This window comes from Paracoccus simplex, assembly GCF_042648325.1.
Lineage (GTDB): Bacteria > Pseudomonadota > Alphaproteobacteria > Rhodobacterales > Rhodobacteraceae > Paracoccus > Paracoccus simplex.
Window position 1 is genome coordinate 85,634 of the sequence record NZ_JBHRXE010000009.1, and the last position, 16,354, is coordinate 101,987.

The window sequence follows — 16,354 nt, forward strand, 5'->3', positions numbered from 1 at the left end:
GCTTCCCGAACCTGCCCCGAGGAGGCGTTTCATGAGCAATCAATCATTCCTGGCCGATGTGAACGAGATGTTCGACGTCGCGGCCGCGCATTGCGACCTGCCCGAGGGGCTGGCCGAGAAGATCAAGTTCTGCAACGCGACCTATGTCACCCGCTTCGGCGTGCGGCTGCGCGGGCGGATGCATACCTTTACCGGCTGGCGCGCCGTGCATTCGACGCATAGCCGCCCGGCCAAGGGCGGCATCCGCTTCGCCCCCAATGCCGACCAGGACGAGGTCGAGGCGCTGGCGGCGTTGATGACCTATAAATGCGCGCTGGTGCGGCTGCCCTTCGGCGGTTCCAAGGGGGCGCTGAAGATCGACCCGGCGGACTGGACCGAGACCGAGTTGGAAAAGATCACCCGCCGCTTCGCCCAAGAGCTGATGGCGCATGAGTTTCTCAGCTCGGCCGCCAATGTGCCGGCGCCGGACATGGGCACGGGCGAGCTGAACATGATGTGGATCGCCGACGAATACCGCCGTGCCCGGCCGCAGGACATCAACGCGCTGGGTTGCGTCACCGGCAAGCCGGTGGGCGGCGGCGGCATCGAGGGGCGCACCGAGGCCACCGGCCGCGGCGTGCAATATGCGATCCGCGAATTCTTCCGCCATCCCGCCGACCGGGCGCGGGCCGGTTTCCAGTCCGAACGCCTCGACGGCCTGACTTGCGTGGTGCAGGGGCTGGGCAATGTCGGTTTCCATGCCGCCAAGTTCCTGTCGCAGGAGGACGGGATGCGCATCGTCACGGTGATCGAGCGCTCGGGCGTGGTGCGCAATCCGCGGGGCATCGACATCGACGCGCTCAAGGCGCATCTGGTCCAGACCGGCTCGGTCGAGGGCTTTGCCGGCGGCGCGGTCAGCCCGGCCGACATGGGCGCGCTGGCCGATGAATGCGACATCCTGATCCCCGCCGCCGCCGAGGGCGCGATCACCGAGGAGAATGCCGCCGCCATCAAGGCGGCGCTGATCGTCGAGGCCGCCAACGGCCCCACCACCAAGGCCGCCGACACCATCCTGCGCCAGGCCGGCAAGATCATCCTGCCCGACCTGTTCGCCAATGCCGGCGGCGTGGTGGTGTCCTATTTCGAATGGGTGAAGAATCTCAGCCACATCCCCTTCGGCCTGATGGAGCGGCGGCTGGAGGAGGACGAGCACCGGCTGCTGGCCCGTTCGCTCGAGCAGATGACCGGCCGCGACTTTCCCAGCGAACATGCCCGCTTCCTGGAAGCCCGCAGCGAGATCGCGCTGGTCCGCTCGGGCCTCGACGACATCATGCGCGCCGCCTATCGCCGGATGAGTGCGCTGTGGAACCGTCCCGACGGCGCCTATCCCGACCTGCGCACCGCCGCCTATGTGCTGGCCATCGACGAGGTGGCGCAGGCCTACAAGGCCATCGGGCTTTAGCGGCCGGGCGGCAAAGGCGGCAATGAAAAGGCCCCGCCGGCGCGTTGCCGGCGGGGCCTGTTTCCGTGGATCGTCGGGCCGCTTATTCGCGGTTGCCCAGGAACTGCAGCAGGAACATGAACAGGTTCAGGAAGTCCAGGTAGAGCTGCAGGGCGCCCATGATCGCCGCCTTGCCCAGGAAATCGCGGTCCGAATTCGCCAGCTGCAGATAGGTGTTCTTGATGTTCTGCGTGTCGAAGGCGGTCAGCCCGGCAAAGATCAGCACACCGATCGCCGAGATGGCGAATTGCATGGCGCCGGATTTCAGGAAGATGTTCACGATCGAGGCGACGATCAGCCCGATCAGACCCATCAGCAGGAAGGTGCCCATGCCGGACAGGTCGCGCTTGGTCGTGTAGCCCCAGAGCGAGAGCCCGGAGAAGGCGATGGCCGTCACCAGGAAGGTCTGGACGATCGAGAACGAGGTATAGGCGGCGAAGATCCAGCTGATCGAGACGCCCATCACCGCGGCGAAGGCATAGAACAGCGTCGTCGCACCCTGCACCGACAGCCGGCGCAGCGCGGCGCCGAAGGCGAAGACCATGACCAGCGGCGCGAACATCACCAGCCATTTCACCGGCGACAGGTAAAGGGTCTTGCCGAACTCGGTCAGGTAATGGCCGTTGCCAAGCGCCCATTGCGTGGGCGTATCGGACAGGGTCAGCCCGGCCATGCCCCAGGCGGTGCCGGCGGTGACCAGCATGCCCACGGCCATCAGGCCATAGACCTTGTTCATATAGGCGCGCAGCCCCTCGTCCACGGCAGCCGAGCGCGTCGCGGTCCCGGCCGTGCGGATCGAATTGTAGTCTTGCATAGGTTCTCCCCGGTCGAAAATCGCGGTGCGGCCCCGAACGGCCGACCATCCACGCAGATATTGGCAAAGCCAGCCGGTTTTTCAATGCAAGCCGCACGATTCACCGGGCCTCTGACGAAAATTTCAGATGCTAACGATCACCTTGCCGGTCGAACGCCGCGATTCCAACAGCGCATAGCCATCGGCCAGCCGGTCGAGCGGCAGGGTGGCCCCGACATGCGGATGCAGCCGGCCCTGCTCGTAAAGTGCGAACAGCGCCGCGATGTCCCGGCGCAGCAGGTCGGGGTCGAGCTTGTGATAGCCGCCCCAGTAGAAGCCGTGGATGGCGATGTTCTTGACCAGCGCATGGTTCAGCGGCAGCGCCGGAGGCTTGCCGCCGGCAAAGCCGATGACCAGGAAGCGACCGCCGGGCCGCAGCGCCCCGAAGGCGGCTTCGCCCGGCGCGTCGCCCACCGGGTCATAGACCACATCGACGCCGCCCAGATCCCGCAGCGCGGCGCGCAGGTCCGGGCAGGTGGCGCTGTCGATGCAGACCGCGGCGCCGGCGGCGCGCGCCACGGCCAGCTTGTCCTCGCCCCGCGCCACGGCGATCACCCGGGCACCCAGGGCGGCGCCGATCTCGACCGCAGTCAGGCCGACGCCCCCGGCGGCGCCCAGCACCGCCAGCGTCTCGCCCGGGCGCAGGCCGGCGCGCAACGTCAGGGCGAAATGGCTGGTGCCATAGGCGATCAGGAAGCCCGCCGCCGCCTCATGGCTCATGGCGTCGGGGATCGGGTGGCAGGCGGCGGCCGGAAACAGGTTGGCCTCGGCCATGGTGCCCTGCGCCTGCACCGCCACGCGCGTGCCGGGCGCCAGCGCCACGTCGGGGCCGGCGGCCAGCACTTCGCCCGCGCCCTCGAGGCCGGGGATGAAGGGCAGGGGCGGCGTCTCCTGATAGCGGCCGGTGGTCATCAGCAGGTCGGCGAAATTCAGCGCCGCAGCGCGCATCCGCACCAGCACCTGTCCGGGCCCCGGCGGCTCCAGCGACATGGTCGCTGACACGGGAAGTCCCGTCATTTCCTTGATTTGCATCAATTTCCAGCTCGCGCTCATGATCCATCCTGTCCGTTGTCAGCCCTTGCGGCGCCGCTTTTTCCAGTCTTTCCGGGGGGTTCGGATAGCGCGCCGCCCCGGTTGCAAACGATTGTCTTTTTGGACAAGTCGACATTATCAAGCTCGAAAATTGCGTCAAACTGGTGTAGCGCCCGTTTAGATTGAGTGAGGTGTTACCATGAAGCATAACGTTGACGTCCACGTCGGAAAGCGAATCCGACACCGTCGTTGGATGATCGGCATGACCCAGCAGCAGCTTGCCGAGAAGGTCGGGATCAAGTTCCAGCAGATCCAGAAATACGAGACCGGGATGAACCGGGTCTCGGCCTCGCGGCTTTGGGACATCGCCCGGGCGGTCGACGTGCCGGTCAGCTTCTTCTTCGAGGGGCTCGAGGACGGGCAGCTGCATGACACGGTCGAGGGCGACATCCTGGCCGACAAGGAGGCGCTGCAGCTGGTCCGCGCCTATTACGCCATGCCCGAGGCGCAGCGCCGCCAGATCTTCGAGCTGGCGCGGGTGCTGTCCGACGCCGCCTGACGCCGGCCGCAGCCCGAGGCTTCCGCTTGCGGGCCGGTGCGGCTAAACCTGCGCCCAGGACATCCTCGGGGGCAGGCCATGACAAGCGCGAACAACCGAATCCCTGTCGAAGGGGCCGACCGGATCATGGCCGTGGCGCACCGTCTGGCGGATGCTGCCCGGGCCGAGACGCTCAGCCTGTTCCGCAGCCCGGCGCTGCGCCCCGACAACAAGGCCGGCACCGGATTCGATCCGGTGACGGAGGCCGACCGGGCCAGCGAGCGCGCCATGCGCGCCATCCTGGCCGCCGAACGCCCCGAGGACGGCATCCTGGGCGAGGAATACGGTGTCCAGAACGGACAGAGCGGCCTGACCTGGATCCTCGACCCCATCGACGGCACGCGCGCCTTCATGGCCGGGGCGCCCAGCTGGGGCGTGCTCATCGGTCTGAGCGATGCGCAGGGCCCGATCTACGGCATCGTCGACCAGCCGCATCTGGACGAGCGGTTCGAGGGCGGCCTGGGCCGCGCCCGGCTGATCTCGCGCGCGGGCGAGGTGCCGCTGCGAAGCCGGCAGGGCGTGGCGCTGGCCGAGGCGACGCTGATGACCACCTATCCCGAGGTCGGCTCGGCCGCAGAGCTGGCGGCGTTTTCCCGGGTCGCGGCGCGGGCGCGGCTGGTGCGCTACGGGCTTGACTGCTACGCCTATGCGCTGCTGGCCGCCGGCCATGTCGATCTGGTGATCGAGGCGGGGCTGCAGCCCTATGACGTGGCCGCACCCATCGCCGTCATTCAGGCGGCGGGCGGCGTGGTGACGGATTGGCGGGGCGGACCCGCCCATCACGGCGGCACCATCATCGCCGCCGGTTCTCCGGAACTGCATGCCGAGGCGCTGGCGCTTCTGAACGGCGATTGAGGCCCGGGCGCAAGCCCCCTATGGTGCCGCCAACCGCAATCCTCGTCCCAGGACCCGAACTCCGAGGAGCCAGCCATGACCGAGCCCCGCGAAGCCGAGACCGACGCCCCCGAGGATGATTTCCAGCCCAGCCGGCAGGAGATGGAGGCCATCAACCGGGCCATCGACGATGGCGACGGGCCGGCGCTGGATGCGGCGCTGGAGCCGATGCACGCCGCCGACATCGCCGACCTGATCGAGCAGCTGAACCCGGCGCGGCGGCGGGTCTTCCTGCAGCTCTATTCCGGCGAGATCGACGGCGAGATCCTGTCCGAGATCGACGAATCGATCCGCGAGGAGGTGGTCGAGCAGCTGCCGCGCGAGGTGCTGGCCGAGGCCGTGCGCGAGATGGACAGTGACGACGTCGTCGACCTGATCGAGGACATGGAGGAGCCCGAGCAGCAGGCCATCCTGGCGGCGCTGGACGAATCGGACCGGGCGGCGGTCGAACGCTCGCTGACCTGGCCGGAATATTCGGCCGGCCGGCTGATGCAATCCGAGGTGGTGACCGCGCCCGAGCATTGGACGGTGGGCGAGACCATCGACTTCCTGCGCGCCGAGGAATGGCTGCCCGACCAGTTCTATCACGTGGTGCTGGTCGATCCGCGCCGCCATCCGACCGGCTATGTCACGCTGGGCAAGCTGCTGGCCTCGCGCCGCGACGTGGCGCTGCGCGACATCACCGAGGACAGCTTCCGCACCATCTCGGCCCGGCAGGCCGAGGGCGACGTGGCCTATGCCTTCAACAAGTACCACCTGATTTCCGCCCCGGTGGTCGATGACGACGACCGGCTGGTGGGCGTCATCACCATCGACGACGCCATGTCGGTGCTGGACGAGGAGCACGAGGAGGACTTCCTGCGCATGGCCCGGGTGTCGGACGACAGCCACGTCTCGGACGGGCCGTTCCAGACCGCGCGCCAGCGCCTGCCTTGGCTGGTGATCAACCTGTGCACCGCCTCGCTTTCGGCGCTGGTGATCTCGCGCTTCGAAACCACGCTGGCGCGGCTGGTGATCCTGGCGGCGCTGATGCCGATCGTCGCCTCGACCGGCGGCATCGCCGGCACGCAGTCGCTGGCCGTGGCGGTGCGGGCGCTGGCGACGCGCGAACTGACCAACGCCAATGCCCGCCGCGTGGTTCTGCGCGAGCTGATGGCGGGGATGCTCAACGGACTCGGCCTGGCGGTGATCCTGACCATGGCCGGCGCCGTCATCCTGGGCAACCTGCAGATCGGGTTGGTGCTGGGCATGGCGATGATCGCCAACCAGGTGGTGGCGGCAATGGGCGGCGTGCTGGTGCCGCTGGGCCTCAGCAAGCTGGGGCTGGACCCGGCGCTGGCCTCGGGCACCTTTGTCACCACCATGACCGACATGATGGGTTTCTTCGCATTTCTGGGACTGGCTTCATGGATACTGATCTGAAGGCCGCATTGCGGCAGCAGGCGCTGGCGGCGCGGGGGCAGGGCGGCGACGCCGGGGCCATGGCGCGGCACCTGATCGCGGCATTGGCCCCGCATCGCGGCAAGGTGCTGGCCGGCTATTGGCCGATGCGGGACGAGGCCGATCCGCGCCCGGCCATGGAAGCGCATGACGGCCCGGTCTGCCTGCCGGTGGTGCCCGGCCCGGCCCGGCCGCTGGTGTTCCGCGCCTGGGACGGGCGGCTGGAGGCCGGCAGTTTCGGCACCAGCCATCCGCCCGCCGATTCGCCGGTGCTGCGGCCCGAGGTGCTGATCGTGCCGCTGGCCGGCTTCGACCGGCAGGGCAACCGGCTGGGCTATGGCGGCGGCTTCTACGACCGCACCCTGGAAAAGCTGCGCGCCGAGGGCGGCGCCGTGGCGATCGGCTTTGCCTTTGCCGTGCAGGAGATTCGTGCGATTCCCGTCGAGCCCACCGACCAGCCGCTGGATCTGATCGTGACCGACAGGGGCGTCATCCTGCCGCAGCGCAAAAATCCCCTGGCGTGAATTTGCGAACGAAGCTGCAACCCTGACGGTTCCGGCCTGGGGATAATCCTGTGGAAAGCGCCTGAACCGATCCGGGGAAGCCCGCCAGATCATTCGGATTTTCGCGCAGGCCGGGAAATTTCCACTTGTTAACGCTGCGGTTGCAGCGAATCTCGTGCTTGGGGAAGCGCAGCGTAACGCCGTAAAAGTCCAGCGAAAAAATGGATTGAATTGCAGGACGTCTCGCGCCAGTTTGTGTTCCAGGCTCGCAAGGCCACCAGATCTAGTGCCCGATACGGCAACGCGATCCGGCCCGGCCCAATGCGGCGATTGGTTCAAGAATAAGGCTTCCCGGCTGCCGTCCGACGGTCGCCTGACCCGTGCCTTGCGGCGGGGGCCGGCGCTCTGCGGCGTACAGCGGGGCCAGGAATGGGGGACAGTCCGGCATGAGGATCGAACGGCGCTTTACCACGGCCGAGAGCGGCGCCTATGGCGCGCTTTCCTTTATCACCACCACCAGCGAGATCCGCAACCCGGACGGCAAGGTCGTGTTCCGCAACGAGGCGGTGGAGGTTCCGCAGGGCTGGAGCCAGGTGGCCTCGGACGTGATCGCCCAGAAATATTTCCGCAAGGCCGGGGTGCCGGCGCGGCTCAAGCGCGTCAAGGAAAAGGGCGTGCCGGAATTCCTGTGGCGCTCGGTCCCCGACGAGGAGGCGCTGGCGCAGCTGCCCGACGAGGCGCGCTTCGGCGGCGAGACCAGCGCCCGGCAGGTCTTTGACCGGCTGGCCGGCGCCTGGGCCTATTGGGGCTGGAAGGGCGGGTATTTTTCCAACGAAGAAGACGCCCGCGCCTATTACGACGAGATGCGCTTCATGCTGGCGGCGCAGATGGGGGCGCCGAACAGCCCGCAATGGTTCAACACCGGGCTGCATTGGGCCTATGGCATCGACGGGCCGTCGCAGGGCCATTTCCATGTCGATTACAGGACCGGCAAGCTGGTCAAGTCGGACAGCGCCTATGAGCATCCGCAGCCGCATGCCTGCTTCATCCAGTCGGTCAGCGACGACCTGGTGAACGAGGGCGGCATCATGGACCTGTGGGTCCGCGAGGCGCGACTTTTCAAATATGGCTCGGGCACGGGCACCAATTTTTCGTCCCTTCGAGGGGAGGGCGAGAAACTGTCGGGCGGCGGCAAATCTTCGGGGCTCATGGGCTTCCTGAAGATCGGAGACCGCGCAGCCGGCGCGATCAAATCGGGCGGAACGACCCGACGCGCGGCAAAGATGGTGATCTGCGACATGGATCACCCCGACATCGAGCAGTTCATCAACTGGAAGGTCATCGAAGAGCAGAAGGTCGCCTCGCTGGTGGCTGGCTCCAAGATGCACGAACGGAAGCTGAACGAGATCTTCGCCGCGATCCGCGGCTGGGACGGCAGCATCGAGGATGCCACCGACCCGGCCCGGAACGCGGCGTTGAAATCGGCGATCCGTTCGGCCAAGCGCAGCATGATCCCGGAGACCTATGTCAACCGGGTTCTGCAATATGCCCGGCAGGGCTTTGATTCGATTGAGTTCCCGACCTATGATACCGATTGGGACTCGGAAGCCTATGTCTCGGTTTCGGGGCAGAACTCCAACAACTCGGTCCGCGTGACGGATACCTTCCTGCGCGCGGTCCGCGACGATCTGCCCTGGGAGCTGCTGCGCCGCACCGACGGCAAGGTGGCCAGGACCGTGTCGGCGCGCGCGCTCTGGGACCAGATCGGCCATGCCGCCTGGGCCTGCGCCGATCCGGGCATCCAGTTCCACGACACGATCAACGCCTGGCATACCTGCCCGGAACACGGGCCGATCCGCGCCAGCAATCCGTGCAGCGAATACATGTTCCTGGACGACACGGCCTGCAACCTGGCGTCGATGAACCTGCTGACCTTCTGGGATGGCAAGGAATTCGACGCCGACGGCTATGTCCATGCCAGCCGGCTGTGGACCGTCACGCTGGAGATCTCGGTGCTGATGGCGCAGTTCCCCAGCAAGGAGATCGCGCAGCGCAGCTACGATTTCCGCACCCTGGGTCTGGGCTATGCCAATATCGGCGGCCTTTTGATGAACATGGGCCTGGGCTATGACAGCGAGCAGGGCCGGGCGCTGTGCGGGGCGCTGACCGCGATCATGACCGGCGTGGCCTATGCCACCTCGGCCGAGATGGCGGCCGAACTGGGGCCGTTCTCCGGCTACAAGAAGAACGCCCGCCACATGCTGCGGGTGATCCGCAACCACCGTGCGGCGGCGCATGGCACCGGCGCCTATGATGGGGTGAACGTGCGCCCGGTCGAGCTGGACGCCGCGAACTGCCCCGATCCGCGGCTGGTGGCGCTGGCGCAGGGCGCCTGGGACGAGGCGCTGAGCCTGGGCGAGGAGCATGGCTTCCGCAATGCCCAGGCGACGGTGATCGCGCCCACCGGCACCATCGGGCTGGTGATGGATTGCGACACCACCGGCATCGAGCCCGATTTCGCGCTGGTGAAGTTCAAGAAGCTGGCCGGCGGCGGCTATTTCAAGATCATCAACCGCTCGGTCCCGGCGGCGCTGGAGACCATGGGCTACGGCTCGGCGCAGATCGAGGAGATCATCGCCTATGCCGTGGGCCACGCCAGCCTTGGCAATTGCCCCGGCATCAACCATGCCGCGCTGATCGGCCATGGTTTCGGCCCGCGCGAGCTGGAAAAGGTCGATGCGGCGCTGGCCTCGGCCTTCGACATCCGCTTCGTCTTCAACCAGTGGACGCTGGGCGAGACCTTCTGCCGCGAGACCCTGGGCATTCCGGCCGACAAGCTGAACGATCCGGGCTTCGACCTGCTGCGGCATCTGGGCTTCACCCGGGCGCAGATCGAGGCGGCCAACGACCATGTCTGCGGCACCATGACGCTGGAGGGGGCGCCGCATCTGGACCCCGCGCATTACCCGGTCTTCGACTGCGCCAATGCCTGCGGCAAGAAGGGCACGCGCTACCTGTCGGTGGACAGCCATATCCGCATGATGGCGGCGGCGCAGAGCTTCATCTCGGGCGCGATCTCCAAGACCATCAACATGCCCAACAGCGCCAGCATCGCCGATGCCTTGGCCGCCTATGAGCTGAGCTGGTCGCTGGGCATCAAGGCCAATGCGCTTTACCGCGACGGCTCCAAGCTGTCGCAGCCGCTGGCCTCGGCGCTGGTCGAGGACGACGAGGAGGCCGAAGAGATCCTGGCCACCGGCAGCGTGCAGGAAAAGGTCGCGGTCATCGCCGAGAAGGTGGTCGAGAAGATCATCGTCAAGGAGGCGGTGCGCAGCCATCGCGAGAAGCTGCCGCAGCGCCGCAAGGGCTATACCCAGAAGGCGATCATCGGCGGCCACAAGGTCTATCTGCGCACCGGCGAATATGACGACGGCAAGCTGGGCGAGATCTTCATCGACATGCACAAGGAAGGCGCGGGCTTCCGGGCGATGATGAACAATTTCGCCATCGCCGTGTCCGTGGGCCTGCAATACGGTGTGCCGCTGGAGGAGTTCGTCGACGCCTTCACCTTCACCCGCTTCGAGCCGGCCGGCATGGTGCAGGGCAATGACAGCATCAAGAACGCCACCTCGATCCTGGATTATGTGTTCCGGGAACTGGCGGTCAGCTATCTGGACCGCACCGACCTTGCGCATGTGAAGCCGCAGGGCGCGCGCTTCGACGACCTGGGCGGCGGCGAGAGCGAAAGCCAGCCCAACATCGCCCCGGTGGGTGAGGGCGCCTCGCGTTCGCTGGAGATGCTGCGGCAGATCAGCTCGACCGGCTATTTGCGCAAGCGGCTGCCGCAGGATCTGGTGGCGCTGCAATCCGGGGTCTCGGTCGCGGCGGTCTCGACCGCCGAGGGCACGGCGACCGCGGTGGGCGTCGTCACCCTGGATGCGCGCGCCAAGGCCCGGATGCAGGGCTATGAGGGCGATCCCTGCGGCGAATGCGGCAATTACACGCTGGTCCGCAACGGCACCTGCATGAAGTGCAACACCTGCGGCGCGACCAGCGGCTGCAGCTGAACCGGACGCGGTCCGGGCGCATGGCGCGGCCGGACCCGTCCCCGAAGGAAAGGGCGAAACCATGGAATTGCTCGTCGGCGTTCGGCGCATCATCCCCGCCGCCATCCACCCGATCCCCGGCGGGGTCGAGGCCGAGTTGCGGGGCGATGCGGTGCTGTCGCTGCTGGATGCGGCCTTTCACGGCGCGGGCCGGGTCGAGCTGCTGGGCGGCGGCCTGGATCGCCGGCCGATGGACGTGGCAGGGATCGAGATGCGCGGCGCCTCGACCCTGGTCACGCTGCTTTGCGCTGGTGAGGCGGCGCGACTGCACTGAAGGATCATCGCTGCGACGAGCCTGTTCCGCGTCCCCCGACGCGGAACTTTTTTTCATCTGCGGCGCCGGAACCGGCATTGCCCGCAAGTCACGATCAGTTCATCCTTTGCGAGCGTGGTTCATTTGCAACGGGCTCGAAAATCCCCTTGAACATGAGCATATTGCCGTGGCGCCTGTAAGAGCCGCCCCGGCATGGAAGGAGAGAATCCACATGAACAAACCCTCTTCCCGTCATCTTCTGACCGCTTCGGGCCTTGCCCTGCTGATGGCCTTCTCGCCCGCCATCGCCCAGCAGGCCGCCAGCCCCGGCACCGAGGCCGCGCAGGCAGCCGCCAACGAGAACCAGCCGCTTGCCGCGCCGGAAAGCCGGGCCCGCAAGGAGCAGGTCATGCCGGAGAGCTTTGCCGACCTGGTCGAACAGGTCAGCCCGGCGGTGGTGAACATCACCACGACCGCGACCGTCGCGACGCCGCTGGTGCGCGGACCGCAACTGCCCGAAGGCAGCCCGTTCAGCGACCTGTTCCGCGAATTCGGCTTTCCCGGCTTTCCGGGCGACGAAGGCAGCCCCTTCGGCCGCGGCCCGATGGCCGAGCAGCGCTCGAACGCGCTGGGGTCCGGTTTCGTCGTCTCGGCCGAGGGGCTGATCGTCACCAACAACCATGTGATCGAGGGGGCCGACGAGATCGAGGTCGAGTTCTTCTCGGGCAAGACGCTGCCGGCCAAGGTGATCGGCAAGGACGACAAGACCGACATCGCCGTGCTGAAGGTCGAAAGCGACAAGCCCTTGCCCTTCGTCAAGTTCGGCGACAGCGACAAGGCGCGGGTCGGCGACTGGGTGCTGGCGCTGGGGAACCCGCTGGGGCAGGGCTTCTCGGCCTCAACCGGCATCGTCTCGGCCCGCAACCGGGCGTTGTCGGGCACCTATGACGATTTCATCCAGACCGACGCGGCGATCAACCGCGGCAACTCGGGCGGGCCGCTGTTCAACATGGATGGCGAGGTCATCGGGGTGAACACCGCGATCCTGTCGCCCAATGGCGGCTCGATCGGCATTGGCTTCTCGATGGCGTCGAACGTCGTCAGCAAGGTGGTCGGGCAGCTCGAGGAATATGGCGAGACCCGGCGCGGCTGGCTGGGCGTGAAGATCCAGCCGGTGACGCAGGACATCGCCGACTCGCTGGGGCTGGTCGATGCCAGCGGCGCCATGGTCACCGACGTGCCCTCGGGGCCTGCGGCCGAGGCGGGAATGAAGTCGGGCGACGTGATCACCAGCTTCGACGGCGGCGAGGTCAAGGATCCGCGCGATCTAGTCCGCCGGGTGGCCGACGCCCCGGTGGGCGAGGCGGTGGACGTGACCGTGCAGCGCGACGGCAAGCCGGTCGAGCTGAAGGTGACGCTGGGCCGGCGCGAACTGGCCGAAGGCACCGGCAGCGGCAAGCTGGACAGCGCCGCAGAGACCGCCAGCGACCTGATGGGCATGGCCCTGGCGCCTCTGACCCCCGAGCTTGCCGCCGAGCTGGGCGTGGCGCGCGAGACGCAGGGCCTGGTGGTGCAATCGGTCGATCCGACCGGTGCCGCTGCCGACAAGGGCCTGGCGCCCGGCGACCTGATCACCGAGGCCGGGCAGCAGCCCGTCGCCACGCTGGCCGATTTGGAGGCGCGGGTGAAGGAAGCCCGCGATGCCGGCCGCAAGTCGATCCTGATCATGGTGCGCCGCGCCGGCGAGCCGCGCTTCGTCGCCCTGCCGGTGGAATGAGCCCATGAAAAAGGGCCGGGAAATCCCGGCCCGCAGCAAGCGGGGCGCCGGTTCGGCGCCCCGTTTCTTATGGGCTTACTGTTTGGGGGCCTCGGCCGGCGCAGCTGCCGCGGGGGCCTCGGCCGGGGCGGCTGCCGCGGGGGCTTCGGCCGGGGCGGCGGGGGCAAGATCCTTGTTCGCCTCGGCCAGCGCGGTCATGCCGGCGGTGAAGCCCTTGAGCGACAGGTCCAGCTTGACCAGCTGCTCTTTCGGCGCACCGAAAGGCAGCACCGAGACCGTGGCCTTGTTGCCCTTTTTCAGCGGGCCGAGCTCGGCATCCGCCAGGCCGATGCGCGAGATGCAGCCGACCTGGGCGCAGAGCATGAAAGGATAGCGCGCTTCCTTGGCGGCATCCACCTGCAGTCCCAGCCCGGCCTGCAGATCGGTTTCCAGCGGCGCGATGAAGGTGATCACCGCCTGCACATTGCCGGTCATCGGGATGACCGAGGCCTCGGCCACCGGCGAATCGTTCTGGTCCTTGAGCAGCTGGTAAAGCTCGCAGGGATCCTTGCCGCTTTCGGTCTTCATGCAGCGCAGGGTCCAGTCGCCATGCGTCGACTTGGCATAAGGCTGGCCCACCTTGGGCTCGCCATCGGCGGCGGGGGCGGCTGCGGCCGCCGGAGCTTGCGCTGCCGGGGTTTCCGTTGCCGGGGTGTCGCTGGCGGGAGCTTCGCTGGCTGGGGCTTCTGCGGCAGGCTGCGCCGGGGTCTGGGCAGCCTCTTGCGCCATCACGCTGCCGGCGGTGCCAGCCAGGGTGAAGAGGGCGGCGATCAATGCCGCGGACGTCCTATTGGCCATGGTTCTCTTCCTTTGGTCCATGCATCGGATCCGCTCCTAGCACGGGCTTGGCGGCTTGTCAGGGCGGATCGCATCGCGCGGCGTCACCTTTGCGTGCCGCGCCGGAATGGGCAGGATCGTGCCGGAAACCGGGTCGACGGCAGGGTCGGAAACCCGGAAATGCAGAGGGACCCGAGGCATAAGACTGCCGCCCCGGATCCCCATGCTTACCTTCCCTGCCGGACTGGCCGGTCATCATTGAGCGGAAAGCTAGAGCCAGGAAATGGGTCCGTCAACTATCCTAATCGACATATTGTGACATCGTGATGACCGGCCTGTGATCGGATTATGAAAGAGGCAGTCCGGCAAAAAAATGCCGCGCCCGGAGGCGCGGCAGTCCAACAGGGAGGAAGTCGGCCGTCCGTGATGGCGGCGGTCCGACAGGAACAGACTGGCACAAAATCGTTACGGTTGTATTCTCCTTTTGTCCGAGACTTGCGCTTTTTTGCCGATCCGTGGAGGGAAAATGACAGAAATCGTCGATCTGGCGGCCGGGACGGTCTTCCTGGGCGGCGGCGGTGCGGATCATGCGCAGCCGCAAAGCCTGCTGCTGAAATACGCCAACCGCCACGGGCTGATCGCGGGCGCCACCGGCACCGGCAAGACGGTGACCCTGCAGACCCTGGCCGAATCGTTCTCGCGCGCCGGCGTCCCGGTCTTCATGGCCGATGTGAAGGGCGACCTGGGCGGCATCGCCAAGCCGGGCCTGGCCGAGGGCAAGCTGCACGAGAGCTTTCGGAAGCGCGCCGAGCAGATCGGCATGGCGCTGGATTACCAGGCCTTTCCCGTCACCTTCTGGGACATCTGGGGCGAGCGCGGCCACCCGGTCCGCACCACCCCGGCCGAGATGGGCCCCTTGCTGCTGTCGCGGCTGATGGGGCTGACCGATGCGCAGGAGGGGGTGATGAACATCGCCTTCCGCGTCGCGGATGAGGAAGGGATGGCGCTGCTGGATCTGAAGGATCTGCAGGCCATGCTGGTCTGGGTCGGGCAGAACGCCAAGGCGCTGTCGCTGAAATACGGCAATGTCTCGACCGCCTCGGTGGGTGCGATCCAGCGCGCGCTGATGGTGCTTGAGAACGAGGGCGGCGGCCTGCTGTTCGGCGAGCCGGCGCTGGAGCTTGCGGACATGATGCGGCTGGATGCCTCGGGGCAGGGCATGATCAACATCCTGTCGGCCGAGAAGCTGATGAACGCGCCGCGGCTTTACGCGACCTTCCTGCTGTGGCTGATGTCCGAGCTTTTCGAGCAATTGCCCGAGGTGGGCGACCCGGACAAGCCGAAGATCGCCTTCTTCTTCGACGAGGCGCATCTGTTGTTCGACGACGCGCCGCCGGCGCTGGTGGACAAGATCGAGCAGGTGGCGCGGCTGATCCGCTCCAAGGGCGTCAGCCTGTGGTTCATCAGCCAGAACCCGGCCGACCTGCCGGAATCGGTGCTGGGCCAGCTGGGCAACCGGGTGCAGCACGCGCTGCGCGCCTTCACCGCCAAGGACCAGAAGGCGCTGAAGCTGGCGGCGCAGAACTATCGGCCGAACCCGGATTTCGACACTGCCGAGGCGATCCAGGCGGTCGGCACCGGCGAGGCGGTGACCTCGCTTCTGGAGGCCAAGGGCGTGCCGGGCATCGTGCAGCGCACGCTGATCCGCCCGCCGCTGTCGCAGCTCGGCCCGATCCCGGATGCCGAGCGCGCCGCGATCAACGCCGCCTCGTCCATGGCGCAGAAATACGGCAAGACGCTGGATCGCGAGTCGGCGGCCGAACTGCTGGCCCGCCGCGCCGAGACCGCCGCCTCGGGCAGCGCCGATGCCGGGGCCAAGGGCGCGGACGAGGATCTGTGGAAGATGGATCGCGAATACACCCGGGCCCGGCGCTACGACCCGGGCGTCCAGATCCCGCGCGAGCCCGCCAGCCGGGCACGCGGCGGCCGCAGTGCGAACAGCGACTCGATCGCCGTGACCTTCGGCAAGAGCCTGGCCCGCCAGCTTGGCACCAAGACCGGCCAGGCGCTGGTGCGCGGTGTCCTGGGGTCGCTGTTCAGGGGCAAGTAAGCGGGCTGGGGACCGGCCGGGGCGCGACCTCGGCCGTCTCGGCCAGGATGGCGATCAGCAGCATGATGTGGCGGTGCACGTCATAGCCGGCGCCACCCGCGCGCCGGATCGCGTCCAGCTGCTCCTCCTCGGCATGCAGCCGCTGCAGGGCGGCGCCGGCCGCCGGCAGTTCTTCGCATTTCAGCACCCGGCGCAGGTCGCGGCGGCGGTTCCAGCCCGGCAGGCCCAGCCGCGCCGCCTGCGCCAGAAGCCGGGGCCGGCGCAGGCGCGGCTGCGCGCAGCGTGGCTGGAAGGCGATCACATTGCCCATCATCGTCATGGCGATTTTCCCGTTCTGCCTCGATTTCGGAAAATTTTGCACAACCGATGCGTGTGTTGCGCCCAGCCGGCGACCAGCGCGCGCCGTGGCAAGGAATCCTTAGGAATTGTTTAGCAATCATTGCTGCATCTCGGCCTGAACCCCTGCCGGTCTGACGAGGCATGAAACAACCC

At 67.4% G+C, this 16,354-nt stretch carries 13 protein-coding genes; 9 read left to right on the forward strand and 4 right to left on the reverse strand.

Going from position 1 to position 16,354, the window contains the following annotated elements; all coding sequences use genetic code 11:
* Positions 1-31: 31 nt before the first annotated feature.
* Positions 32-1,441 (forward strand): Glu/Leu/Phe/Val family dehydrogenase, encoded by a 1,410-nt coding sequence (locus ACFOMP_RS04600; protein WP_379028170.1) that lies wholly within the window; start codon positions 32-34, stop codon positions 1,439-1,441.
* An 82-nt stretch (positions 1,442-1,523) separates the two neighbouring features.
* On the opposite strand, the gene ACFOMP_RS04605 is transcribed toward ACFOMP_RS04600, so the two are convergent.
* Both ACFOMP_RS04605 and ACFOMP_RS04610 read right to left on the reverse strand, forming a co-directional pair.
* Positions 1,524-2,294, reverse strand: coding sequence for a Bax inhibitor-1/YccA family protein (locus tag ACFOMP_RS04605; RefSeq protein WP_379028172.1), 771 nt, complete (start codon positions 2,292-2,294; stop codon positions 1,524-1,526).
* Between the two features lie 123 nt (positions 2,295-2,417).
* A complete protein-coding gene (locus tag ACFOMP_RS04610; protein WP_379028173.1) occupies positions 2,418-3,386 on the reverse strand; it encodes an NADPH:quinone oxidoreductase family protein in 969 nt (322 codons plus the stop codon).
* Positions 3,387-3,564: 178 nt separating this feature from the next.
* On the opposite strand from ACFOMP_RS04610, the gene ACFOMP_RS04615 reads away from it, so the two are divergent.
* The 7 genes from ACFOMP_RS04615 to ACFOMP_RS04645 all read left to right on the forward strand — a co-directional run bounded on the left by ACFOMP_RS04615 (position 3,565) and on the right by ACFOMP_RS04645 (position 12,936).
* Positions 3,565-3,924, forward strand: coding sequence for a helix-turn-helix domain-containing protein (locus ACFOMP_RS04615; RefSeq protein ID WP_289893738.1), 360 nt, complete (start codon positions 3,565-3,567; stop codon positions 3,922-3,924).
* A 78-nt stretch (positions 3,925-4,002) separates the two neighbouring features.
* Complete coding sequence (gene hisN, locus ACFOMP_RS04620) at positions 4,003-4,818, forward strand: histidinol-phosphatase (RefSeq protein WP_379028175.1); 816 nt, start codon at positions 4,003-4,005, stop codon at positions 4,816-4,818.
* Between the two features lie 75 nt (positions 4,819-4,893).
* Positions 4,894-6,279, forward strand: a complete 1,386-nt coding sequence (mgtE, locus tag ACFOMP_RS04625) for a magnesium transporter (protein ID WP_379028177.1) — start codon at positions 4,894-4,896, stop codon at positions 6,277-6,279.
* Positions 6,264-6,821, forward strand: coding sequence for a 5-formyltetrahydrofolate cyclo-ligase (locus ACFOMP_RS04630; RefSeq protein WP_289893735.1), 558 nt, complete (start codon positions 6,264-6,266; stop codon positions 6,819-6,821). Before mgtE ends, ACFOMP_RS04630 begins: the two co-directional genes overlap by 16 nt.
* Before the next feature lie 425 nt (positions 6,822-7,246).
* Positions 7,247-10,867 carry a vitamin B12-dependent ribonucleotide reductase gene (locus tag ACFOMP_RS04635; protein WP_379028179.1) on the forward strand — a complete coding sequence of 1,207 codons (3,621 nt, stop codon included), beginning with the start codon at positions 7,247-7,249 and terminating at the stop codon, positions 10,865-10,867.
* Positions 10,868-10,928: 61 nt separating this feature from the next.
* Positions 10,929-11,180 (forward strand): hypothetical protein, encoded by a 252-nt coding sequence (locus ACFOMP_RS04640; RefSeq protein WP_289893732.1) that lies wholly within the window; start codon positions 10,929-10,931, stop codon positions 11,178-11,180.
* A 211-nt stretch (positions 11,181-11,391) separates the two neighbouring features.
* Positions 11,392-12,936 carry a DegQ family serine endoprotease gene (locus ACFOMP_RS04645; protein WP_379028181.1) on the forward strand — a complete coding sequence of 515 codons (1,545 nt, stop codon included), beginning with the start codon at positions 11,392-11,394 and terminating at the stop codon, positions 12,934-12,936.
* Positions 12,937-13,011: 75 nt separating this feature from the next.
* Here ACFOMP_RS04645 and ACFOMP_RS04650 read toward each other — a convergent pair whose 3' ends face one another.
* Positions 13,012-13,773: an invasion associated locus B family protein gene (locus ACFOMP_RS04650; RefSeq protein ID WP_379028183.1), complete on the reverse strand. Its 762-nt coding sequence runs from the start codon at positions 13,771-13,773 to the stop codon at positions 13,012-13,014.
* 505 nt (positions 13,774-14,278) lie between these two features.
* On the opposite strand from ACFOMP_RS04650, the gene ACFOMP_RS04655 reads away from it, so the two are divergent.
* The gene (locus ACFOMP_RS04655) at positions 14,279-15,862 is read left to right on the forward strand and encodes a helicase HerA-like domain-containing protein (protein ID WP_379028185.1); all 1,584 of its coding nucleotides are present in this window, start codon (positions 14,279-14,281) and stop codon (positions 15,860-15,862) included.
* On the opposite strand, the gene ACFOMP_RS04660 is transcribed toward ACFOMP_RS04655, so the two are convergent.
* The gene (locus ACFOMP_RS04660) at positions 15,849-16,181 is read right to left on the reverse strand and encodes a DUF6477 family protein (RefSeq protein ID WP_289893728.1); all 333 of its coding nucleotides are present in this window, start codon (positions 16,179-16,181) and stop codon (positions 15,849-15,851) included. The two genes, ACFOMP_RS04655 and ACFOMP_RS04660, sit on opposite strands and share 14 nt — an antisense overlap.
* Positions 16,182-16,354: the final 173 nt, after the last annotated feature.